Origin of the sequence: Niveispirillum sp. (genome assembly GCF_052437035.1) — a bacterium.
Taxonomy (GTDB): domain Bacteria; phylum Pseudomonadota; class Alphaproteobacteria; order Azospirillales; family Azospirillaceae; genus Niveispirillum.
The window spans coordinates 260562-281966 of sequence record NZ_JBQVOH010000006.1 but is presented as its reverse complement, the minus strand read 5'-3'; the positions used below and the strand labels follow the sequence as shown (position 1 = coordinate 281966).

At 62.9% G+C, this 21405-nt stretch carries 18 protein-coding genes; 14 read left to right on the top strand and 4 right to left on the bottom strand.

Annotated features, from left to right (window positions below; genetic code table 11):
* Positions 1–417 precede the first annotated feature (417 nt).
* Entirely contained in the window at positions 418–2643 is a 2226-nt protein-coding gene (locus ACT6Q8_RS16675) for a DPP IV N-terminal domain-containing protein (protein WP_444733063.1), read from the bottom strand.
* Between the two features lie 168 nt (positions 2644–2811).
* Between ACT6Q8_RS16675 and ACT6Q8_RS16670 the strand changes: the two genes are divergently transcribed.
* Genes ACT6Q8_RS16670 through cheB form a run of 6 tightly spaced genes read left to right on the top strand, consistent with a single transcriptional unit; the run spans position 2812 to position 10324 of the window.
* Positions 2812–3312, top strand: coding sequence for a chemotaxis protein CheW (locus ACT6Q8_RS16670; RefSeq protein ID WP_444733062.1), 501 nt, complete (start codon positions 2812–2814; stop codon positions 3310–3312).
* Complete coding sequence (locus ACT6Q8_RS16665) at positions 3309–4775, top strand: CheR family methyltransferase (RefSeq protein WP_444733061.1); 1467 nt, start codon at positions 3309–3311, stop codon at positions 4773–4775. The genes ACT6Q8_RS16670 and ACT6Q8_RS16665 overlap by 4 nt, the downstream gene beginning before the upstream one ends.
* Positions 4772–5404, top strand: a complete 633-nt coding sequence (locus ACT6Q8_RS16660) for a chemotaxis protein CheW (RefSeq protein WP_054169793.1) — start codon at positions 4772–4774, stop codon at positions 5402–5404. Before ACT6Q8_RS16665 ends, ACT6Q8_RS16660 begins: the two co-directional genes overlap by 4 nt.
* Positions 5405–7015: a methyl-accepting chemotaxis protein gene (locus ACT6Q8_RS16655; RefSeq protein ID WP_054169792.1), complete on the top strand. Its 1611-nt coding sequence runs from the start codon at positions 5405–5407 to the stop codon at positions 7013–7015.
* 19 nt (positions 7016–7034) lie between these two features.
* On the top strand, positions 7035–9269 hold the full coding sequence (locus ACT6Q8_RS16650; protein WP_444733060.1) for a hybrid sensor histidine kinase/response regulator: 2235 nt from the start codon (positions 7035–7037) through the stop codon (positions 9267–9269).
* A gap of 11 nt (positions 9270–9280) precedes the next feature.
* Positions 9281–10324 carry a chemotaxis-specific protein-glutamate methyltransferase CheB gene (cheB, locus tag ACT6Q8_RS16645; RefSeq protein ID WP_444733059.1) on the top strand — a complete coding sequence of 348 codons (1044 nt, stop codon included), beginning with the start codon at positions 9281–9283 and terminating at the stop codon, positions 10322–10324.
* On the opposite strand, the gene ACT6Q8_RS16640 is transcribed toward cheB, so the two are convergent.
* Positions 10321–11031 carry a hypothetical protein gene (locus ACT6Q8_RS16640; protein WP_444733058.1) on the bottom strand — a complete coding sequence of 237 codons (711 nt, stop codon included), beginning with the start codon at positions 11029–11031 and terminating at the stop codon, positions 10321–10323. The genes cheB and ACT6Q8_RS16640 overlap by 4 nt on opposite strands.
* A gap of 374 nt (positions 11032–11405) precedes the next feature.
* Between ACT6Q8_RS16640 and ACT6Q8_RS16635 the strand changes: the two genes are divergently transcribed.
* Complete coding sequence (locus ACT6Q8_RS16635; protein WP_444733057.1) at positions 11406–11702, top strand: GIY-YIG nuclease family protein; 297 nt, start codon at positions 11406–11408, stop codon at positions 11700–11702.
* Positions 11703–11886: 184 nt separating this feature from the next.
* Here the strand turns inward: ACT6Q8_RS16635 and ACT6Q8_RS16630 are convergent, their stop codons facing one another.
* Positions 11887–12930, bottom strand: a complete 1044-nt coding sequence (locus tag ACT6Q8_RS16630; RefSeq protein ID WP_444733056.1) for a LacI family DNA-binding transcriptional regulator — start codon at positions 12928–12930, stop codon at positions 11887–11889.
* Positions 12931–13129: 199 nt separating this feature from the next.
* Between ACT6Q8_RS16630 and ACT6Q8_RS16625 the strand changes: the two genes are divergently transcribed.
* The 4 genes from ACT6Q8_RS16625 (at position 13130) to ACT6Q8_RS16610 (ending at position 17842) form a co-directional block, all read left to right on the top strand.
* Positions 13130–13873, top strand: coding sequence for a polysaccharide deacetylase family protein (locus ACT6Q8_RS16625; RefSeq protein ID WP_444733055.1), 744 nt, complete (start codon positions 13130–13132; stop codon positions 13871–13873).
* Positions 13874–14085: 212 nt separating this feature from the next.
* Positions 14086–15267: a hypothetical protein gene (locus ACT6Q8_RS16620; protein WP_054169787.1), complete on the top strand. Its 1182-nt coding sequence runs from the start codon at positions 14086–14088 to the stop codon at positions 15265–15267.
* A 23-nt stretch (positions 15268–15290) separates the two neighbouring features.
* Positions 15291–16343 (top strand): hypothetical protein, encoded by a 1053-nt coding sequence (locus tag ACT6Q8_RS16615; RefSeq protein WP_054169786.1) that lies wholly within the window; start codon positions 15291–15293, stop codon positions 16341–16343.
* Positions 16344–16369: 26 nt separating this feature from the next.
* Positions 16370–17842: a hypothetical protein gene (locus ACT6Q8_RS16610; RefSeq protein ID WP_444733054.1), complete on the top strand. Its 1473-nt coding sequence runs from the start codon at positions 16370–16372 to the stop codon at positions 17840–17842.
* Between the two features lie 16 nt (positions 17843–17858).
* Here ACT6Q8_RS16610 and ACT6Q8_RS16605 read toward each other — a convergent pair whose 3' ends face one another.
* On the bottom strand, positions 17859–18659 hold the full coding sequence (locus tag ACT6Q8_RS16605) for a DUF2189 domain-containing protein (protein ID WP_054169874.1): 801 nt from the start codon (positions 18657–18659) through the stop codon (positions 17859–17861).
* Between the two features lie 341 nt (positions 18660–19000).
* Here ACT6Q8_RS16605 and ccoN point away from each other — a divergent pair, with 341 nt between their 5' ends.
* From ccoN to ACT6Q8_RS16590, 3 genes are read left to right on the top strand one after another with little or no spacing between them, the layout of a single operon-like run.
* On the top strand, positions 19001–20485 hold the full coding sequence (ccoN, locus tag ACT6Q8_RS16600; RefSeq protein ID WP_444733053.1) for a cytochrome-c oxidase, cbb3-type subunit I: 1485 nt from the start codon (positions 19001–19003) through the stop codon (positions 20483–20485).
* Between the two features lie 13 nt (positions 20486–20498).
* Positions 20499–21227, top strand: coding sequence for a cytochrome-c oxidase, cbb3-type subunit II (gene ccoO, locus ACT6Q8_RS16595; protein WP_054169783.1), 729 nt, complete (start codon positions 20499–20501; stop codon positions 21225–21227).
* A 10-nt stretch (positions 21228–21237) separates the two neighbouring features.
* Positions 21238–21405 carry a cbb3-type cytochrome oxidase subunit 3 gene (locus ACT6Q8_RS16590; RefSeq protein WP_082372590.1) on the top strand — a complete coding sequence of 56 codons (168 nt, stop codon included), beginning with the start codon at positions 21238–21240 and terminating at the stop codon, positions 21403–21405.

Below are 21405 nucleotides of genomic sequence, written 5' to 3'. Positions count from 1 at the left end.
TGGCACAGGAAGCCGGGTGATCTGGCACAGGGACTCAGAAGGTATGGCACACAGAGCCGTATGCCGTGGCACAGGAAGATGGATTAAGAGGTTGGGATAATTGGGAAAATCGACCCCTGAACAATGAATCCTGAAAGGATGGAATCAACAGAACAGGGGGTTGAGGGTAATTTGAGGCAAGGGGAAGGGAAAAAGGGGGAGCTGTGTTCTGAATGAGGTCGAGGCGCCCCATTTCGTCATCCCGACGAAAGTCGGGACCCAGGAGGGCAAGCTCTCCACCTGTCGGCAGCTTCGATCAAAGCGGTGCAAAGCTCAGTGCTTGTGGCCCCTGGGTCCCGGCTTCCGCCGGGATAACGAGGGAGAGGGCGTTATCCACGGGAACCACGTCAATGGTCGCTCCGTGGATGACGGCTGCGCCTAATCCGCGCTACGGGCCTTCAGTTCCCGGTCAAAGAAGGCCTTGGCGGACAGGTAGTAGTGGGCGGCGAGGTTGGTGTCATAGAAGCCGTGGCGTTCGCCGGGATAGAACATCATGTCGAAGGGTTTGCGTGCCTGCTGCAGAGCGGCGGCCATGCGGACGGAATTGTCGAGGAAGACATTGTCGTCGGCCATGCCATGGATCAGCAGCAGCGGCTTTGACAGCTTGTCAGCCAGCTTCGTAGCGTCGCCCTTGTCATAGACCCCGCCCTTGGCGTCGGGCATGCCGATGAAGCGTTCGGTGTAGAAGGTGTCGTAAAGCTTCCAGTCGCTGACGGGCGCGGCGGCCACACCGGCGGCATAGAGATCGCCATGGCGCAGCAGGCTCATCAGCGTGTTGTAGCCGCCATAAGAATGGCCATAGATGCCGATGCGCTCCCCCTTCACGAAGGGCAGGGTCTTCAGATACTTGGCCCCCAGCGCCTGATCATCGCTCTCAATAGTGCCAAAGGCGTTGTAGATCTGGTCCAGGAAGGCTTTGCCCTGGCCCGGCGTGCCCCGGTTATCCAGCATGAAGACGACATAGCCGGACTGGGCCAGAGCCTGCAGGAACAGGGCTGTGCGGCTGCCCCAGGCCTTGGTGACAACGCGGGAGGTGGGGCCGCCATAGGTGTAGATGATGGCAGGGGCGGGATTGGCCGCATCCACGCCCGGTGGCTTCAGCATCGACCAGTGCAGGGTCTCCCCGTCGGGGGCCTTCAGCGTGCCATAGACCGGCTGGATATGGTTGGCGAGATAGGGGGCGTAAGGGTGGGACCCCTCCACCTTGTTTTCCTGCAGCCAGGTCAGCACCTTGCCGTCGCGGTCGCGCAAGGAGAGCTGTGGCGGCTGTGTGGGGCTGGAGAAACTGTCCAGCCAGGTGCCGCCGGCATCGGCCAGGACGGCCCCGTGCCAGCCCTCCCCCTGGCTGACGCGCCGCGGGCTGCCGGCGTCGCGGCCATCCAGGCGGGCGGTATAGACATGGCGTTCCAGCGGGCTGTCCTTCTGGCCCGTGAACATCACGGTCCCGGCCTTGGCATCGACCCCGGCCAGCGCCGTGACCGGCCATTTGCCGCGCGTGATGGCGTGCAGACGCTTGCCGAAACGGTCATGCAGGTAGAGATGGCGCCAGCCAGACTGTTCGGACGACCAGATGAAGCGGCCATCGGCCAGGAAATACAGGTCCTTGTGCAGATCGACCCAGGTGGATTTGGTATCGGTCAGGGCGACACGGGTGCGGCCCGTCTTTACGTCGGCGAACAGCAGGTCCAGACGCTTTTGATCGCGCGACATGCGTTGCACCGCCAGCCCGCCATCGGGCTTCCAGTTCACGCGCGCCAGATAGATATCGGCGTCGGGGCCGAGATCGATGGCGACAGGCGAGGTGGAGCCGTCAATGGGGGCCACCAGCAGCTGAATGGCGACGTTGGGGCCGCCCGCGAACGGGTAGCGCTGCGGGATCACCTTCACCCCGTCGGCACCATAGTCATAGCGGTTGACCAGCGGCACCCTGCTTTCATCCACACGGGCATAGGCGATGGATTTGCCGTCGGGCGACCACCAATAGCCGGTGTCGCGGTCCATCTCCTCCTGCGCCACAAACTCCGCCATGCCGTTCAGGATGGCGTTCTTGCCGCCATCGGTCGTGATGGCCCGTTCCACGCCCGTGGCCAGGGTCTGCACATAAAGATTGCCGTCGCGGACATAGGCGATGTGGGTGCCATCGGGGCTGAATTTCGGATCGGTTTCGGCGCCTTCGGTGCGGGTCAGGCGGCGGACGGGACCGTCCAGCGGCTTTAGCCAGATATCGCCCGATTTGGGCACCAAGACCGCATTGCCCTGGCTGTCCCAGACATACTCGGTCACGCCCGTTTCGGGGATGCGCTGCCGCTCGCGCCTTGCGCGCTCCTCCTCGCTTTCCGGCACGGCGGCGAACTCGGCACTGTCCAGCAGCAGCACGGGCTTGCGCTGCGTCAGATCATAGGCCCAGAGGTCACGGCGGCTGGCGTCGCTGGCTGCCCGCTCCAGATAGGTGACGCGGGTGCCGTCGGGGGAAAATTCCACGCCGCGCGGGGCGGCCCCCGACAAGGCGGGGCTGGCCACCACCCGGTCAATGGTCAGCTGTTCGGCGGTGGCGGGCAGGGCGGACAGGCAAGCCAGCAACAGGGAGGCGAGGCGGTGGCGCATGGATTTCTTTCTTGGCCTGAGCGTTGATGTTTTCCTTGTCGCGCCGGTCAATGCGAAAGGCAATGAGATAGGGGAAACTATGCGCATGGACAGCGAAAGGGGCTGGCACATGGCCCCGGTTTTCAGCCTATAAGGGAGGATTGAACCAACGCCGCCGGGGAGGGTGCAATGGGTGCCGTGCGGGCCGCAGAAGCGGTGGACGCGGATGCCATGGTCGATCTGCTGCTGTTCACGCTGGATGGACGGCCCTTTGCCGTGCGCCTGGGACAGGTGGAGCGGGTGACGGCCATGGCGGCCTTCCGGCCCCTGCCAGGCGCGCCGGCGGTGGTGGCGGGCATCATCAATGTCGGCGGCCGGTTCCTGCCCGTGCTGGACGTGCGCGCCCGCCTGGGCATGACGATGCGGCCCCCACGCCTGGAGGATGGCCTGGTGGTCGTGCGGCTGGCGCGGCAATCGGTGGCACTCTGGATCGACCATGTCGACGGCACCCTGCGGCAGCCGGCAGACAGCCTGATCCCCGCCGACAATGTGGTGCCGGCGGGCGGGTATTTCGAGGCGGTGACGGCGCTGCCCGGCGGGCCGGTCTTTATCCATGACCTGGACCGGTTCCTGTCCATGGAGGAACAGGGCGCCCTGGATGCGGCAATGGCGCGGGAGCGCGCATCTTGATCCAGGCCGGGTCCGGTTCTGTCCTGCTGGAGGAGTTCAGTGCCTTTCTGGCGGCACGCATGGGCCTGCATTACGCGCCCGAACGCTGGGGCGACCTGGAACGGGCTGTCGCACAGATGGCAACCGAGCTGGGCTTTGCCGATGGTGATGCCTGCATGCGGCATTTCCTGTCAGGCGCGGTGGACCGGGCCGGCATCGAGACGCTGGCCAGCTATCTGACCATTGGCGAGACCTATTTCTTCCGCGAGCCGGCCAGTTTCGACGCCCTGGCCAAACGCATCCTGCCGGGCCTGATCGAACAGCGCCGGGCCATGCACGGCAAGTATCTGCGCATCTGGAGTGCGGCCTGTTCGACGGGGGAGGAGGCCTATACGATGGCCATCCTTCTGGACCGGCTGATCCCCGATATCGCGGGATGGAACATCACCATCCTGGCTACCGATATCAACCCGCGATCCCTGCGCAAGGCTATCGAGGGGGTTTATGGCGACTGGTCGTTCCGGGGCATCGACCCGGAAATCCGCCGTGCCTATTTCACCCCGCGCGGCACGCGGTGGGAGATCATCCCCCGCATCCGGCGCATGGTCAGCTTCGCCTATCACAATCTGGCCGAGGATCTGTACCCGTCGGTGCAGAACAATACCAATGCCATGGACATCATCTTCTGCCGCAATGTGCTGATGTATTTCAGCACGGGCACGGCGCGGCGGGTGGTGTCGAACCTGCAGCATTCGCTGGTCGATGGCGGCTGGCTGGTAGCGGCGTCGGTGGAGGGATCGTCGGACCTGTTCCAGCCACTGGCCAATATCGGGCTGCTGGACGCCACCATCTATCGCAAGACGCAGTCGCCGCCGCTGGTGCCCTTCACCCTGCCGCCGCTGCCCGACATGCCCCTGGAAGCGCCGCTGGCGCTGCTAACGGTGCCGCCCTTGCCGGAACCGCCGCCGGCGGTGCTCGTGGAAGAGGCACCGGGGCCGCTGGATGAGGCGCTGGCGCTGTATCAGCGGGGCGAGAATGCGGCGGCCATCGCGCTGCTGCTGGGTGATCCCGGTCTGGCGGGGGATGGCAAGGCGCTGACCCTGCTGGCGCGGCTTTACGCGAATGAGGGACGGCTGGATCTGGCCGAGGAATGCTGCCGCCGCGCGCTGGCCGTGGACCGGCTGACGCCGGAGCGGCATTACCTGCTGGCCATGATCCGGCAGGAGGTGGGGGACCCGCGCGGGGCGGCGGAGTCGCTGAAGCGTGCCTTGTTTTTGGACCCCGATCATATCCTGGCGCATGTGGCGCTGGCCGGGCTGGCCGTGGCCGATGGCAAGAAGTCGGAGGCGCGGCGATGCTACCGCAATGCCCTGAACCTGCTTTCCGTACGGGCGCAGGAGGAAACACTTCCCGACGGTGATGGCTTGACGGTTGGCCGTCTGACAGAGATCGTGCGGGTGGCCAGTGCGGAGGTAGGGGCATGAGCGATCAGGCCGCGACAAGTGCCATTGACTGGGCCGCCATGCATCAGCGCATCCAGGCGGCCATGGAAGGGTTGGAACGCGGGTTTGAACCCGACGCGGCCGAGGTGGACCGCCGTCTGCGCGAACGCGCTGAGCGGCTGGCCCGTGCCGCCACCGCAACCCCTGCCGCATCGGACGAGATCCGCATCCTGGAATTTGAGATCGCGGGCCAGCCCATGGCGGTGGACAGCCGGCATGTGCGCGAGGTGACCGCCGACCTGGCCCCCACACCGGTGCCGCATGCGCCCGCCTGGGCGCTGGGCGTGGTGCATCTGCGGGGGGAGATGCTGACCGTTCTGGATTTTCAGGCCCTGATCGGCACCGGCAAAAGCGATGGCGATGGGCATCTGGTGGTGTTGCAGCACCGGGGCCGCAGCGTCGGCCTGATCACCGATGCCATCAGGGGCCTGCGTGCGGTGTCGCGCGGACGGCTGGACCCGGTGCCGGCGACGGTGCATGGCAATCGCCGCTTCTATCTTGGTGTATCCGAACAGGATACGCTGGTACTGGATGCCGGACAGTTTTTCGAGGATGGTGCCCTGACGGGCATGATGGCGGACGGTTCGGTTGGCACGCGGGGGAGCGTTTAGATGAAGATCACGGTGGGCAAGAAGATCTGGGGCTGCCTGGGGCTGCTGCTGCTGGTCGTGCTGGGCGTGGGCTGGGTGTCGCTGGATACCACGGCCCGTCTGACTGAGGCGGCGCGGTGGAGCGTCCATACGCAGGAGGTGAAGACCGAACTGGGCGAGATCCTGTCTGCGGTACAGGACATCGAAACCGGCCAACGCGGCTTTGTCATCACCGGCCAGGACACGTTCCTGCAGCCCTTCGAAAATGGCCGCCGGCAACTGGAGGAACTTGTCCCCCAGCTTCGCCGCATGATGGTCGACAATCCCGAACAGCTGCGCAACCTGGATCGTGTGGAGGCCGCCGCGCGCAACCGCTTGAACGAGGCGCTGCTGCGCATTGACGCCCGCCGCCGCGACGGGTTCGAAGCGGCGCAGAAGCTGATCGTCAGCGATACCGGCCGGCAGGCCATGTTGGAATTCCGCGCTGCCATCAAGGTGATGCAGGACCTGGAAAACCAGCTTCTGGAACAACGCAATGCGGCCAAGGATGAGAGCACGCGGCTGGCCAATCTGGCCGTGATCGGCGGCGCGTTGCTGGCCGCTGTTATCGTGCTGCTGTCGGGCGCATTCCTGTCGGCCAATATCGTCGCGCCATTGCGCGAGATCACGGCCACGGCGGAACGGATCGGCAAGGGCGACCTGACCAACGATATCCCGCCATCCAGCCGTGGTGACGAGGTTGGTATCCTGAACAATACCTTCCGCGACATGACCCGCGGCCTGCGCCAGTTGATCCAGGAACTGGTCGAGGGGGTGAACGTGCTGGGCACGGCGGGCAGCCAGATCGTGTCGACCACGGCCCAGGTATCAGCATCCGCCGCCGAAACGGCCACGGCCCTGGCCGAAACCAGCTCCACCATGGAAGAGGTGCGCAAGACCTCGCAATTGTCGACGGAGAAGGCGCGGCATGTGGCCGAAACGGCCCAGGCCACGGCCCAAATCTCCGCGACGGGCAAACGGTCGGTCGAACAATCGGTGGCTGGCATCACCCTGGTGCGCGAACAGATCGGCGCCATCGCCGAGGCCGTGATCAAACTGTCCGAGCAGAGCCAGGCGATCGGCACCATCGTGGCCTCGGTCAATGATCTGGCCGAACAATCCAACCTGCTGGCCGTCAATGCCGCCATCGAGGCGGCGCGGGCCGGCGAACAGGGCAAGGGCTTTGTCGTCGTGGCGGCGGAAGTGAAAAGCCTGGCCGAACAGTCCAAGCAGGCGACGGCCCAGGTGCGCGCCATCCTGGGTGATATCCAGAAGGCCACGGCCACCGCCGTTCTGGCCGCCGAACAGGGCAGCAAGGCCGTGGATGCCGGCGTGAAACAGGCGCAGGAGGCGGGCCAGTCCATCGAGCGGCTGGCCCAGAATATCGCGCTGGCCACCCAGGCCAGCACCCAGATCGTCGCGTCGAACCAGCAGCAGCAGGTGGGCATCGATCAGGTGGCCCTGGCCATGGACAGCATCCGGCAGGCCAGCAGCCAGAACACCATCGCCACCAAGCAGGCGGAAACGGCGGCCCATAACCTGAACGCCCTGGGGCACAAGCTGAAATCCCTGGTCGGCCAGTACAAGGCGTGACCGGTTCGGAGCCAGCCTGATGAACAGCCGCAACGAACAGCTTTTCCAACGCCTGCTCGCCATGTTCATGGTCGAGGCGGAGGAACATGTCGGTTCGCTGGCCGTGTCGTTGCGCGAGTTGGAGGCCGGCGTCAGCGAGCAGCGGGCGCGGGAGCTGATCGAAAAGACCTTTCGTGAGGTCCATACGCTGAAAGGGGCGGCGCGCACCGTCAACCTGTCGCATCTGGTGGCGCTGTGCCATGCCATGGAATCGCTGCTGGCCCTGCTGAAGCGTGGGGAATTGCGGCTGGGGCCGGGCGTGGTGGCCGTGCTGGCCGACGGGTTCGCGGCCCTGCGCCGCATGGTCCCGAACGAGATGAATGGCAACAGCCCGCCGCCGGTGGAGGGGTTGGACAACCTGATCGCGCGCCTGGAAGGGGCGGGGGCGGCAGCCGAGGCCCCTGCCGCCCCCGCCCCACCGCTTGCCCCCTTGGCCGCCCCTGTGGTGGAGGTCCCCAAACCCCCGCCGCCGACGGCCCCGGCCAAGCGGGTGCCGACCGAGGAACCGTTTGTGGCGGGGCCGCGCCAGACCCTGCGTGTGCCCATTGAGCGGCTGGATTTCCTGCTGCATCAGGCAGAGGAACTGATCAACGCCAAGCTGTCGGGCGGGGAGCGGGTGGCCGAGATCAAGGCGCTGGGCACCGGTCTGACCGACCGGATGCGCACGCGCCAGCGCCTGGACAGCGCGCAGCAGGCAGAGCATGACGCCCAAACCCTGGCCTGGGTCGCCACAAAGCTGAGCCGGCTGGCGCTGGAAGCCGATCATGATGTGCGGGGCCTGTCCAAGGGGGTCGACAGTTTGTTGTCGGGCACGAAGCAGGTCCTGATGCTGCCCGCCGGTACGCTTCTGGAACCTGTTGCCCAGGATTTGCGTGACCTGTCACGACGGCAGGGCAAGGATGTGCAGCTGGAGCTGGGCGGCCAGGAGTTGGAGCTGGATCGCCGCGTGCAGGAGGAACTGCGCGAGGCGCTGCTGCATCTGGCGCGCAATGCCATCGATCATGGGATCGAGCGGCCCGAGGAGCGGGTCGCGGCGGGCAAGCCGGCGCGGGCCACCATATCGCTGACCGTCAGCCAACGCGATGGCGGGCGGGCGGAGATCGCGATCAGCGATGATGGCCGTGGCATGGATCTGGGGCGCCTGAGCCAGGAGGCGGTGCAGACGGGCCTTCTGGAGGCCGAGCAGGCGGCGGGTCTGGCGCCCGATCAGATCATGGCGCTGGCCTTTCAATCGGGCCTGTCGACCAGTGAGGGGATCACGGATATTTCCGGGCGCGGCCTGGGTCTGGCCATCGTGCAGGAAAAGGTGGAGCGGCTGGGCGGCACTGTGACAGTGGAAAGCCAGCCGGGGCGGGGCACGGTGTTCCGCCTGCTGCTGCCCGTCACCATGGCGGCATTCCGGGTGGTGATGACGGCGGTCGGCGGCAATGTCTATGCCATGCCCACCAACCGCATCGAACGCGTGGGCCGCGTCGCCAGCCAAGATGTGCAGATGGTGGAAGGCCGGGAGATGCTGCGCATCGACGGGCGGCCCCTGGCGCTGGTCCGGCTGTCGGACCTGCTGCACCTGCCCGGCACGGGACCGTCGGGGGATTTCCGCGCCTATGTCGTGCTGGCCGCCGCTGGGCAGCGGCTGGCCGTGGAGGTCGAAACCGTCCTGGGCGAAGCGGAGATACTGATGAAGCCGCTGGCCTGGCCCCTGACGCGGGTGCCGGGCGTGGCGGGGGCCGTGGCCCTGCCATCGGGGCGGCTGGGTTTCGTGCTGAATGTGCATGACCTGCTGCGCGCGGCACTGCGCCCCGATTTCCAGGCGAGGGCGATGCGACCGGTCACGTCCAACACGGCGCCAGCGCGCAAATCCATCCTGATCGCCGAGGACAGCATCACGGCCCGCACCCTTTTCAAGCATGTGCTGGAAGCCGCCGGGTTCCGGGTGCGGACCTGTGTGGACGGGATGGAGGCGTGGAACGTCTTGGCCGGCGAGATGTTCGATCTTGTCGTGTCGGATGTAGAAATGCCGCGCATGAGCGGGTTCGAACTGATCGCCAATATCCGCCAGGATCCCCGCCTGTCGGAGATACCGGCCATCCTGATCACCTCGCTGGAAACGCGAGAGGATAGGGAGCGCGGGGTTGATGTCGGCGCCAGTGCCTATATCGTTAAAAAGAGTTTCGACCAGAGCGACTTGCTGGAGATCATCGGTCGCCTGATCTGAGGATATTCTGTGTGATCAAGGTTCTCGTCGCCGAGGATTCGCCCACTATCCGGGTATTCCTGACCGCCATTCTGGAAAGCGAGTCCGATATCAAGGTTGTGGCCGCCGTTTCGGATGGCGCCGCCGCCTTGGAGGCGGTGCGCCGGCTGAAGCCGGACGTGGTGACCATGGATATCCATATGCCTGGCCTGGACGGGTTTTCCGCCACGCGGGAGATCATGGAGACGGTGCCGGTTCCCATCGTCATCGTCAGCGGCGCCGTGCAGGACGAGGTGGCGGCCACCTTCAAGGCCGTGGAGGCAGGCGCCCTGGCCTTCATCCGCCGCCCGGCAGGCCTGGGCCATGATGATCATGAGCGGGAGGCCGAGGCCCTTGTCACCGCCGTCCGCCTGATGTCGGAAGTGAAGGTGGTGCGCCGCTGGAAACGCGCGCCGGCTATCGCTGAACGGGTGGCTGCCGTCACAGCGGTGGCCAGCACCAGCCCGCGGGAGAAGGCGCGGGTTGTGGCCATCGGGGCCAGCACCGGCGGGCCGGTTGCCCTACAGACCATCCTTAGCGCCCTGCCGGCGGAATTTCCCCTGCCCATCCTGGTGGTGCAACATATTGCGCGCGGCTTCGTAATGGGTTTCGCAGAGTGGCTGGACGCTGGATGTGCGATACCGGTCACGGTTGCGCGCGATGGGGAAGAGGTGATGGGCGGCCATGTCTATGTGGCGCCCGATGACCGGCATATGGGCGTGGACGCCTATGGCCGCATCCAACTGATCGACAGCCCACCTGAAGCCGGCCTGCGCCCCGCCGTGGGGCACCTGTTCCGGTCGGTGACGGCCCAATATGGTGGGCGGTCCATCGGCGTGCTGCTGACCGGCATGGGCGCCGACGGGGCCGACGATCTGTGCGTTCTGCGCACGCTGGGCGCCGTCACCATCGCCCAGGACGCGGCCAGTTCGGTGGTGCATGGCATGCCGGGCGTGGCCATTGAGCGCGGCGGGGCCATGCATGTGCTGGCCCCGGCGGCGATTGCGGCGAAGTTGGTGGAGGTGGGGGGTAGTTAGTTTCTGATAGGTTTAAAAAAGAATGGAAGCTTTTGTTTATCTAGCCAGTCGTAGTCGATAAGCGTGTGTGTTAATCCAAAAAAATGATTTATTGTTAAGTATAAAATTGGTGATTCTGGAAATATACCCTTCAGTTGATAGCAATGGTAGTCGAGCATTTCGATTTTTTCGCAGTTTTCCAGGAGATTTATGTAGAACCCGTCTTTCTTGAGATTTGGGTCATTTTTTCCAATAAAAGCTCCATTTATTTGTCTGTCTTTTCCATCTAAATCATGAACGATTGAGAAGGCGAAATTCTTGGGGAATCTATCAATTAAGAATTGTATAGCTTCTGTGTGATCCTTCTTTTTCGCCTCACGTTCAAAATGCTTCGCCTGCATCTTTTGAGCTTCGCTCGACGCCGCAAGCTCCGTCCTCGTCGCCTCCAATTCCTGCCGCGTCAGCCGCAATTCCTTCAGCTGCAGCCTTAACGAACTCAGCAGAATCATAAAGCTGAAGAAGGCAAAAACCGAGTTCAGGGTGCCGCCGACGAAGTCGCCGAACTGGCCCCAGGTGGCGGTGTCGTTGGACAGTCCGCCCCGGAACTGGAAGAAATAGAGCGACCAGGCGGCGATGATCACCGCCACCGATACCGCCAGAATCCAGCCGGCATAATCGGCGATCTTTTCGATGAAGTCGGGTTTCTCACGCGCCGCCGGCTCGCTCATCTTCGCCCTTCCGTGCTTTGGATGGTGGGGTGTTGCCACCATAGCGGGAAGGGGTGGGGGGAGGAAGGGGGTGTCGTACCTTGCTTATCCCCATTTTCGTCATCCCGGCGTAAGCCGGGACCCAGGGGCCAAGCGCCCGACGGTTCGGCGGGGTTGGCCGGGGTGGCGTTGAGGTTTGGGCCTGTGGCTCTGGGTCCCGGCTTTCGCCGGGATGACGAGGGAGCGGGTGACGAGGGAGGGCGAGCGAAGAGGTGGATGACGAGGGAGAGGGGGCGACGGCGTGGGGGGAAGTGCGACGGCGGTCAGAGTCTTCTTGACTGCAATGCAAATGGAGAAAACCATACAAGAATAACAATCTCTATCCAGGGCGTTCCATGGGGTATGAGCGTGGGGGATATGTTTACATCCTGGCCAGCCGGCGAAATGGCACCCTCTATATCGGTGTAACGGCTGATCTTGCCCGGCGGGTCTGGGAGCATCGGGAAGGGTTGGTCCCGGGTTTCACGCGGCAATATAGCGTGAGGATGCTGGTTTATTACGAACAGCATGGGGAGATTGGTGGGGCCATTCGCCGTGAGAAGCAGCTGAAGGAATGGCGGCGAGCATGGAAGATCGACCTGATCGAGACGCATAATCCGCTGTGGACGGATTTGTACGCGACGCTGGCGTGAGGTCTGGGGCTGGGCGCAGGTGCCCGACCTATTTGGCGGCTTTGATCAAATGGCGTTGACGTCTGATCCCCGTGGCCCCTGGGTCCCGGCTTTCGCCGGGATGACGAAAGGGGGCCAGGACGACAAAGGGGGGCGGGATGACGGTTGGAGGTACGGCGATGGGGAGGGTTTAAGAGGTGCCGCCCTACCCCCCCACCGGCCCCGTCGATTGCCGGACCATCAGTTCGAAGCCCAGTTGGCGCACGGGTTCGGGGTCGGTGTCGCCGATCAGGAGGTCGACGGCGGCGGCGGCCATGGCCATGGTGGGCTGGCGGATGGTGGTGAGCGGGGGCCAGATGACCTGGGCGATGGGGCTGTCATCGAAGCCGATGACGGAGAGGTCGCGGGGGACCTGCAGGCCGTGCTTGTTGGCGGCGGCGACCGTGGCGGCGGCCATGTCGTCATTGCCGGCGAAGATGGCGGTGGGGCGGTTGGGCAGGGCCAGCAACTGCTCGGCAGCGGCGAAACCGCGTGCAAAGCTGAAATCGCCGGGCAGGACATGGTCAGGCGACAGGGTCAGGCCGCGTTCGGCGGCGGCATTCATGAAGCCGCGCCGGCGCAGTTCCGCCGCGCCATGGTCGGGATGGCCCAGGATCATGCCCAGCCGCGTATGGCCCAGATCGGCCAGATGATATGCCGCCAGCCTTGCCGCCGCCTCATCATCCATATGGACATGCGGTGTGCGGGCGGGATCGGTGCGGGGCGCGATGCGGACAAGGGGGACATTGGCCTGGGCGATGGCGTCCAGCACATCGGGGCGGTCCACGATGGGCGGGGTGAGGATCAGGCCATCCAGGCGGAAGCGCGCGGCCACCGACACCATCATGCGCGGCAGGTTGGGATCGTCCGCCTCGCACGGTTCGGTCAGCAGGTGGTAGCCCTTCTCCTGACACCGCCTGATGGCACCACCCATGATGTCGGCCATGTAGTTGCGCGACGGGTTGTCATAGAACAGGCCGATCAGATAGGAGCGGCGGCCCGCCAGCGAGCGGGCATTGGGATTGGGCCGGTAATCCAGATCGGCCACGGCGGCGCGCACGCGGGCCAGCGTGTCGTCGGCCACCCGCGCCTCATTATTCAGCACGCGCGATACGGTCTTGGTCGAGACGCCGGCCACGCGGGCCACATCAAAGATCGTCGCCACACGCGGAAGGGGGCGGGCCGCGCCATTCTGCTGAATATCGGTCAAAGAACATTTCCTCCGCGCCGCAGGGGTACGTTGCCCCCTTGTGCCGTCGATAGTGTGGATAGCATGTTCGGGGGCATCTGACAACGTTGTCTAATAAAGTGAAAGGGCAGTGAGCATCGCGGGTGCTGGCAGGCTGGATCGGTTGTTCGGATTGGTTTAGGTTAACGCTAACAATTTCTAATGAGCCAGGGAGGATGGGATGCGGGTGATCAGGGGGCTGGTGCTGGCCTTGGTGCTGGCGGGGATGGGCGCCGGGACGGCAGTGGCGGCGGCCTGTGGGTCGGACGCGCTGGGCACCAGCCGGACCATCACCTTGAAGCGGGGGGCAGGCGGGGCGTTCGGTACGGTGCAGCATGCGGCACTGCCGGGGCTGGAAAAGGGCGAGGTGGTACTGACCTTTGATGATGGGCCAGTGCCGGTGCTGACGCCGCAGGTTCTGGACGCGTTGAAGGCGGAATGCGCCAAGGCCACGTTCTTCATGACGGGTGGCAATCTGGACGCCCATGGCGACCTTGCCAAACGCGTCGTGGCGGAGGGGCATTCGGCGGGCATCCATAGCTATAGCCACCCGCATCTGGGTACGCTGGGCGAGGTGGCGCAGCTGGATGATCTGGCGCGCACCCAGGCCGCCTATCAGCGGCTGTTCGGGGTAACCGCCGCGGCGTACCGGTTTCCGTTCCTGGAGGAGACACCGGTGCTGATGTCGGCGCTGGCCCGCGACGGGGTGGCGGTCTTCTCCATCGATCTGGCCATCACCGACTGGCAGCCGGCGGATACCACGCCCATGCTGGCCGAGCGCCTGTCCAAGGCGCTGGACGAGAAGGGCGGTGGCATCATCCTGATGCATGATGCCAACAAACCCACGGCGGACGCCATTGCCACCCTGCTGCGCGTGATCAAGCAGAAGGGCTACAGGCTGGTGCATGTAGTGTGGGAGGGGTGAGACGAAGGGGGGCGATTCGGCTTGAGGTTGATGAAGTTGAATATACTTGTAAATATCTTTCCTTTTGGATTTCACTTGTATTGCCGTAACGCCTATTATTGGCTTCTGGACTGGAAATATTATTACTAACCGCGTAAAAATTCAAATTTTCTTTACGCCTCGTTGTCGTTGAACTACCACTTTCAGGCTATTAATGTAGCTGGAGGTGGTGGATGTTGAACGTGATCCCGTGGAAAGCGTTTTACGCGCTTTTCATTCTCCTGTTGGGTTTGTTTCTCTATACGCTTTTCTTTGGCTATCAAGCCTCTGTGCTGACATCCTTCCCGGACTATCATCCAGCACTGGCGATTACCGCAGGCTTGGCCGCCGCCCTTCTTGTGGGGGCATTTCTGCGTAGCTATGGTCGGTTACGGCTCGCGGCGGACCATGCCGGCAGCAAGCAGCTGTCGGCAAAGTTCAAGCGTCTTTCCTGGGTTTTTGTCGCCCTGATACTGACCTTGAGCGCCGTTGGCGTGTTGACGGCGGCGACCCTGGTCTTTGAAGGCCCCGTCATTCTGCGCGAGGACCTTGATCGGGCGCGCGACCGTCTGACCCAATTGCGGGAAGCGTCCAGGGATTCCCTGCGGCTACCGGAATATGAGGGTATTCGCGCGCAGGTAGAGAGCAAGCTCACGGCCTTGCGTAATGAGATCACGGCTCCCGGCAATTGCGGTATGGGCTCGCAGGCCCGCCAGCGCTTCCAGGAAATCCGCGAACTTCTGCCAGACCTGAAGCCGCTGTCGTCCGACAATATCACCATAAGCTGTACTGCCCGGCAGACCTTGAATGACCTTATTCAGGCCTATACGGAAAAGATATTGTCCAGCCTGAATAACCACCCTATGGCAATCCAGGGTCGTTATGCGGAGCGTAATGCGCTGGCCCAGCAGGTGGAGAAGGCCGTCGCCCATCATGACAATGCGCTGTCGAAGCGGCAGGCCGATCTGGCGGGCCTGTCCAGCCTGATCGCCCGCATTGGTCTTTACATCGACACGGTGCGGGACCTGACGGCGAGCAACGCCGAGTATAAAAGGCTCCGACAGGAGGTTGGCGCCTTCGCCCCCGCCATACTGGCCCTGCCGCCGGATATCGGCAGCCAGGCATCGGAGAATGTATCGCGCCCCCTGTCGGTGTTCAGCATCCTGCTGTCACGGCTGAATTACGCCAGCACCTATCTCTACTCCGTCCTGCCTCTGCTAATGGATATCCTGATGCTGACCCTGGTCTATCAGGCCGCCACACTGAGCCACCGGCGGCGTGTGGAGAACACGCGGCGCAACCAGGCGGCCGACCTTGATGGCACCAAAGTGGTCCTGCTGTGGGGACCGTTTAGCAGCAACCCGAATCAAGCCTAATCTTCAAACGATGGTGGTTGACCATGCCTGATTTCGATGACACGTCCGACCGCCCGTTGGTCAGGAAGAAGTCTAACTTCAACTTTGACGATAAGGCTGGCGGTGATTTCATTCGGTTCATGGATGAAAATCATGTGCATCCCGTACTGGTCTTCGGGACCCGCTTATCGGGCAAGAGCACGATGCTGCTGTCGGCCCTTGGCTATGCCATGGGATCAGCGGATGCCGGCATCAACGTACGCATCGGGGAAGACCCGTTCCCGGCAACGGTCGAGGATGCCCAGTCGCGCTATCTCGCCGCCAAGGAGTTCCTGAACGTGAAGGTCCCGGCCTTCAATCATGGAGACATGCCGCCCGCGACATCAATCGAACACCCATTCTTCATCCCGCTGGATATCGAGATACGCGGGCCTGGAAATACCGGCAGAACCTGCAAGCTGGCCTTTCTGGAAGGGCAGGGCGAATGGTTCGAGATGGATACCAGCACCGGTGTCGATTTCAGGGAGATGAAGCCGGAGGTCACCGCGATCCTGAAACGGTTTCCCAATCCCATTTCCGTGATCTTCGTTTCTCCCTGCAGAAGCCCGGATGGCCGGGTCGGTCTTGAATATAGCCATCGCTGTCTGGCCAATTGCGTCGATCAGTATCGTCGCCATCGCAACGATCCGGCCCGTGATCACCTGCTTTTGATGATGAGCAAGTGGGACGCCCGGCATCCGCCAGGGACGGATGGGTTCAATGACCCGGCAGCGGACCTGCTTCTGAAGGAGGTGCAGGATTGGCGGTTCATCTGGAATGCCTTCAGCACTTTAAACGGCATCGGCAGCAAGTCGCTGCTGCCCTATTCAGCGGGCATGATCTCCGGCAATTTCGTAAACCCGCCGGGTGTACATAAGCGCGTCTTTGATCGCTATAACCGCCTCCTCCTGAACTGGATCATCGGAAACGCCACCCAGCCCGCCACGGGGAATGCGGCGGACAGGCCGTCCCCCCTCTATCCGGATGCAGCACCACCCACCAAGGGCAAGCCATCGGCCCTGGACCGTTTCATCGATTTCATTCTGGGTACGAAATGACAGGGTCCTGAGGGAGGACGACCGGTATGCTGACCCTGACATGGTTCGGATTTTTACCAGGAAACACTTCCCGGAACATTTATGAGAACCGGGAAGCAAGCAATGGCGAGCGGAAGATATTCTGCCGTCCGGATTTGGAGATGGTGCAACGCTCATCCCGATTGGAGGGGGTAAGTTTCAAGGATCTGTATTTCGTCCGCCGGGTTGGCTACCAGGGGCTTGACCAGGATTTTACCTGGATAGCGAAATGCGAGTCCATTCGCGATAGCATGCAGGACCGTGTTGGCCCCTATCGTGGCGCGGGCCTGCTGCTGTCTGGAACGACAATCAGCGGCCAGGTCGCCTATACGGTGGTCAAGGCCGTCTTCGATTGCATGACCCATCACGTACCCGAAGTGCTGCCCCGCGGCTTCAAGCTGGCGGACGTGGTTCAGCGGGCGACCGCAAAAGCCGATGTGGGTCAGATTATCAAAGCGGTGGGCGACAAGGTGAGGGCCGAAGCCATTCCGCACCAGGAAGGCGCCGGACTTTCCCTTGCCACAGGCGCGTACGCGGTGGGGATCATTGATATCAGCAGCCTTTCGCTAGAAAGCCGCCCCGGCATTATCGCTAAGTTCCTGGATAATGCGCAGACCAGACCGCAATATAACCAGTTCGGCGAAATCTACATCAGTGCGGAGCCGCATGTCATCGCCGCCGCCATGCGGATACCGAACGCGCAGATCATTTCACTCGACTGGGACCCGCAGCCCAGAAAGATGGCGGCAATCGCCCCTCCCCAGCAGACGGCCCCGAGTGACATTGAAGAGGATGAGGAAATGTCGGATCAGAAGCTGCAGCAACTCAGGGATTACCTGATGGAGCAGATGCGGGGCGAGGCCGCCGAGCAGGCCAACCTGCAAATTCGCTCCTTAGAGCGGCGACTGATGCACGATAACCAAGAGGGCGGCGCACAATCATCCGGCGTCGTACAGGAGCCGCAATGGCCGAGGCTGCTGGGGTGGCTTGCCGCAGCAGCGGTGGTGGTTGCGATATCCGTCAGCGCATCGGTCTACCTCGCCCCCCATAACGGGGGCGGGCAGACTGCGGATGTGGGGAAGGTTGTAGCAGCGTCTGTGGCACCGGTCGAAGAGAAGATCGCTACAGCAGAGGAACAGGTGGCAGCGCTGGTTAAAAGACTGGATGCATTGGAGACCAAGAGGCTGGAGGCGCCGGAGCAACGCCCGCCCGTTGCTACCGGAACATCGACTCTGGCACCCTCTAATATACCAGCGGGTGGAATTTCAAATGAAAGTAGAGGGTATGTTAAGCAGTCAACGGATTCAATTAGGGAGACGATTTCGGCGCTGGACAATAATTCCAAGAACGCACAAATTCATGTCAAGAAAGAACTGAATAGAATCGCGACTATACTGCGTGATTCCATTCCAATAATTTGTGAGCGAACGGGCATTGACCAAAACTCAGAAGAGTGCAAGGTGCCACCCGCCGCCAAATAGCGTCTGACCCCCTCCCTCACCCTTCCGTCACCAGATCCTTGTAGGCATGCCAGCTGGCATGGCCGATCAGGGGCAGGGTGACGATCAGGCCCACAAACAGGGTGGCGATGCCCACGGCGGTCAGGAAGACAATGATGAAGGCCCAGAGCGCCATGGCGGGCAGGTTGACGCGCACCGCCGTGATGCTGGTGGCCATGGCGGTGAAGGCGTTGGTGCGGCGGTCCAGCAGCATGGGGATCGACACAACGGAAACCGCGAAAGCCACAGCGGCGAAGGCGGCGCCGATGATGGTGCCGACGATCAGGAAGGGCAGGCTGGCCCCGCTTTGAAACAGGGTGGTGGTCAGGCTGTCCAGGGTCGGCGACAAGTCGGCGAAGAACAACGCATACATCAAGGTCGCCACCCGCACCCAGAACAGGTGCAGCAGTAGGAGCAGCACGCCCAGGAACCCTACCTGCAGGGGGTTCACCTTCCATGCCTGCAGCGCCCGGCCCAGATCGGGCACGCGACCGGCGCCGATATCGCGCGACGTGGCGTAAAGCCCGACCGCGATCAGCGGGGCCACCAGCGTGAAGCCCGAGGTCAAGGGCAGCATCAGCATGACATGCCCGGACCCCACCACCAGCAGGGTCAGCGCCAGGCTGAACGCCGCGATGATCGCGCCATAGGTCAGGCTGACCCGCCAAGCGGACCCCAGATCGGCCATGCCCAATTGCAGCCAATGCCAGGGCCGGTCCACGGGAACGTGACGGATATGGGGCACGGGTCCGCTGAATACAGGGACGTGGCCGGCATCATCTTCATGGTCGACAGTCATTTCCACCCCCAATAGTTTGCTGAGCTTCGCTTTTCGCGGCTTTTCTTGAGTATGGCAGGTTTTCAGGCGCTGGGAAGGGGGGCTATGCTTTTGATGAATATTAGGGGTGTGAAAATCTCTTCGTCATCCCGGCTCTCACCGGGATGACGAAGAGGGGGCAGGAAGACGCACTCCCCCCCACCCCCTTGATCCCGCTTCACCTTGATGTTCCGCGCCCGAACCATCGGCGGGTTGATGCATGTCAATGCGCATCCCCCCGGCATGGCCCATGAAGGCAGGGTCGGGGATCGGGCATGGGTCCGGTCCTTATCCAAAAATTCCGCCGACACCGGGGGTTTGTCATGGGTGTAGCAATCGCCGACGGGGCGTATGGGGGCGCGGGCCAAACGGCCGCTCCCGTCGAGGCGTATCACGAGGACGTTGTCCGCGCCTTCGTCGTGGCCGCCATGTTCTGGGGCATCGCGGCGTTCGCCGCCGGTGTCTATATCGCTTTCCAGCTGGCCTTTCCCGACCTGAACTTAGGGTTGGAATGGACCACTTTCGGGCGGCTGCGCCCGCTGCACACCTCTGCCGCGATCTTCGCCTTTGGCGGGTCCGCCTTGATCGGGTCGTCGCTTTACGTGGTGCAGCGCACCTGCCGCGCGCCGCTGTTTGGCGGGCGCGAATGGGGCTGGTTCATCTTCTTCGGATACCAGCTGTTCATTGTGATGGCCGCCACCGGCTATCTGCTGGGCATCACCCAGGGCAAGGAATATGCCGAGCCGGAATGGTATGTCGATCTGTGGCTGACCCTGGTCTGGGTCGTCTATCTGGTCGTGTTTGTCGGCACCATCATCAAGCGCCGGGAGCCGCATATCTATGTGGCCAACTGGTTCTATCTGGCCTTCATCCTGACCATTGCGATGCTGCATATCGTGAATAACGCAGCCCTGCCGGTCAGCCTGACGGGCACCAAGTCCTATGTGGCCTGGGCCGGCGTGCAGGATGCCATGATCCAGTGGTGGTACGGCCATAACGCGGTGGGCTTCTTCCTGACCGCCGGCTTCCTGGGCATGATGTACTATTTCATCCCCAAGGCGGCACAGCGGCCCATCTATAGCTACCGTCTGTCGATCATCCATTTCTGGGCGCTGATTTTCCTCTATATCTGGGCGGGTCCGCACCATCTGCACTATACGGCGCTGCCCGACTGGACGCAGACGCTGGGCATGGTGTTCTCGGTCGTGCTGTGGATGCCCAGCTGGGGCGGCATGATCAACGGGATCATGACCCTGTCGGGCGCCTGGGACAAGCTGCGCACCGATCCGTCGCTCCGCTTCTCCGTCACTGCCGTCGGCTTCTATGGCATGAGCACGTTCGAAGGTCCGGTCATGTCGGTGAAGGCGGTCAACGGCCTGTCGCACTATACCGACTGGACCATCGGCCATGTGCATTCCGGCGCGCTGGGCTGGGTCGCCTTCATCTGCTTCGGCATGATCTATTATCTGGTGCCGGTGTTGTGGAAGAAGCAGCGGCTCTATTCCGCCCGTCTGGTGGAATGGCACTTCTGGACCGCTACCATCGGCATCGTCTTCTACATCACCGCCATGTGGGTCAGCGGCATCATGCAGGGCCTGATGTGGCGCGCCTATGATGAGTACGGGTTCCTCCAGTATTCGTTCGTGGAGACGGTGCAGGCCATGCATCCCTACTACGTCATCCGTGGCATCGGCGGTCTGTTGTTCCTGACCGGCGCCATCCTGATGGTCATCAACCTGATCCGCACGGTCACCAGCAGCCCGGCCCTGGAGCCGGTGACGCAAGGTGCCGCTGTGGCCGCCGAATAAGGGGGACGGAACCATGAAGTTCTCCCACGCGATCATCGAAAAGAACGTCATCCTGATGGCCGTCCTGACCCTGATCACCGTTTCCATCGGTGGTCTGGTGCAGATCGTGCCGCTGTTTACGGTGGAAACCACCATCGAGCGGGTGGAAGGGGTGCGCCCCTACAGCCCGCTGGAACTGGCGGGCCGCAACATCTATGTCCGCGAAGGCTGCTATCTCTGCCACAGCCAGCAGATCCGTACCTTCAAGGACGAGGTCGAGCGCTATGGCCATTACAGCCTGGCGGCAGAGAGCATGTATGACCACCCGTTCCAATGGGGGTCGAAGCGTACCGGCCCCGATCTGGCGCGCGTTGGTGGCAAATATTCCAACGACTGGCATGTGGCGCATCTGAACAATCCGCGCGCCCTGGTGCCGGAATCGATCATGCCCACCTACCAGTTCCTGAACCGGCCGCTGAATTTCGACGATGCGGCAGAACATCTGAAGACGCTGCGCACGTTGGGCGTGCCCTATTCGGAGGATGATATCGCCAATGCCCAGAAGGACCTGAAGGTCCAGGCGGGTGCTTTGCCGGACGAGGATACAACGGCGCTTATGGCCCGTTATCCCAAGGCCGCGCTGGGCGATTTCGACGGCAAGCCGGAACAGGTGACGGAGATGGACGCCCTGGTCGCGTATCTCCAGATGCTGGGCACGCTGGTCGATTTCACCAAGATCAATCCCGAAGACCTGAAGCAGTGAGGGGGACGCCATGCACGAACTTCTCCCCCTTCTGAAACAGCTCTGGCTGGTCTGGTTCCTGGTTCTGTTCCTTGGGATCGTGTTCTGGGCCTTTCGGCCCGGCGCCAAGCGCCGGTTTGAGGCCAACGCCATGATCCCCCTGAACGACGATCCCAGCCCCGCCCGAAACAACAGGTGA

Excerpts from the sequence above, each read along its gene's own strand:
- ACT6Q8_RS16640 (WP_444733058.1), bottom strand. The coding sequence starts at position 11,031 with ATGAGCGAGCCGGCGGCGCGTGAGAAACCCGACTTCATCGAAAAGATC.
- ACT6Q8_RS16610 (WP_444733054.1), top strand. The coding sequence starts at position 16,370 with ATGCTGACCCTGACATGGTTCGGATTTTTACCAGGAAACACTTCCCGG.
- ACT6Q8_RS16605 (WP_054169874.1), bottom strand. The coding sequence starts at position 18,659 with ATGACTGTCGACCATGAAGATGATGCCGGCCACGTCCCTGTATTCAGC.
- ACT6Q8_RS16615 (WP_054169786.1), top strand. The coding sequence starts at position 15,291 with ATGCCTGATTTCGATGACACGTCCGACCGCCCGTTGGTCAGGAAGAAG.
- ACT6Q8_RS16650 (WP_444733060.1), top strand. The coding sequence starts at position 7,035 with ATGAACAGCCGCAACGAACAGCTTTTCCAACGCCTGCTCGCCATGTTC.
- ACT6Q8_RS16670 (WP_444733062.1), top strand. The coding sequence starts at position 2,812 with ATGGGTGCCGTGCGGGCCGCAGAAGCGGTGGACGCGGATGCCATGGTC.
- ACT6Q8_RS16675 (WP_444733063.1), bottom strand. The coding sequence starts at position 2,643 with ATGCGCCACCGCCTCGCCTCCCTGTTGCTGGCTTGCCTGTCCGCCCTG.
- ACT6Q8_RS16655 (WP_054169792.1), top strand. The coding sequence starts at position 5,405 with ATGAAGATCACGGTGGGCAAGAAGATCTGGGGCTGCCTGGGGCTGCTG.
- ACT6Q8_RS16590 (WP_082372590.1), top strand. The coding sequence starts at position 21,238 with ATGCACGAACTTCTCCCCCTTCTGAAACAGCTCTGGCTGGTCTGGTTC.
- ACT6Q8_RS16635 (WP_444733057.1), top strand. The coding sequence starts at position 11,406 with ATGGGGTATGAGCGTGGGGGATATGTTTACATCCTGGCCAGCCGGCGA.
- ccoO (WP_054169783.1), top strand. The coding sequence starts at position 20,499 with ATGAAGTTCTCCCACGCGATCATCGAAAAGAACGTCATCCTGATGGCC.
- ACT6Q8_RS16620 (WP_054169787.1), top strand. The coding sequence starts at position 14,086 with ATGTTGAACGTGATCCCGTGGAAAGCGTTTTACGCGCTTTTCATTCTC.
- ccoN (WP_444733053.1), top strand. The coding sequence starts at position 19,001 with ATGGGTGTAGCAATCGCCGACGGGGCGTATGGGGGCGCGGGCCAAACG.
- ACT6Q8_RS16625 (WP_444733055.1), top strand. The coding sequence starts at position 13,130 with ATGCGGGTGATCAGGGGGCTGGTGCTGGCCTTGGTGCTGGCGGGGATG.
- ACT6Q8_RS16660 (WP_054169793.1), top strand. The coding sequence starts at position 4,772 with ATGAGCGATCAGGCCGCGACAAGTGCCATTGACTGGGCCGCCATGCAT.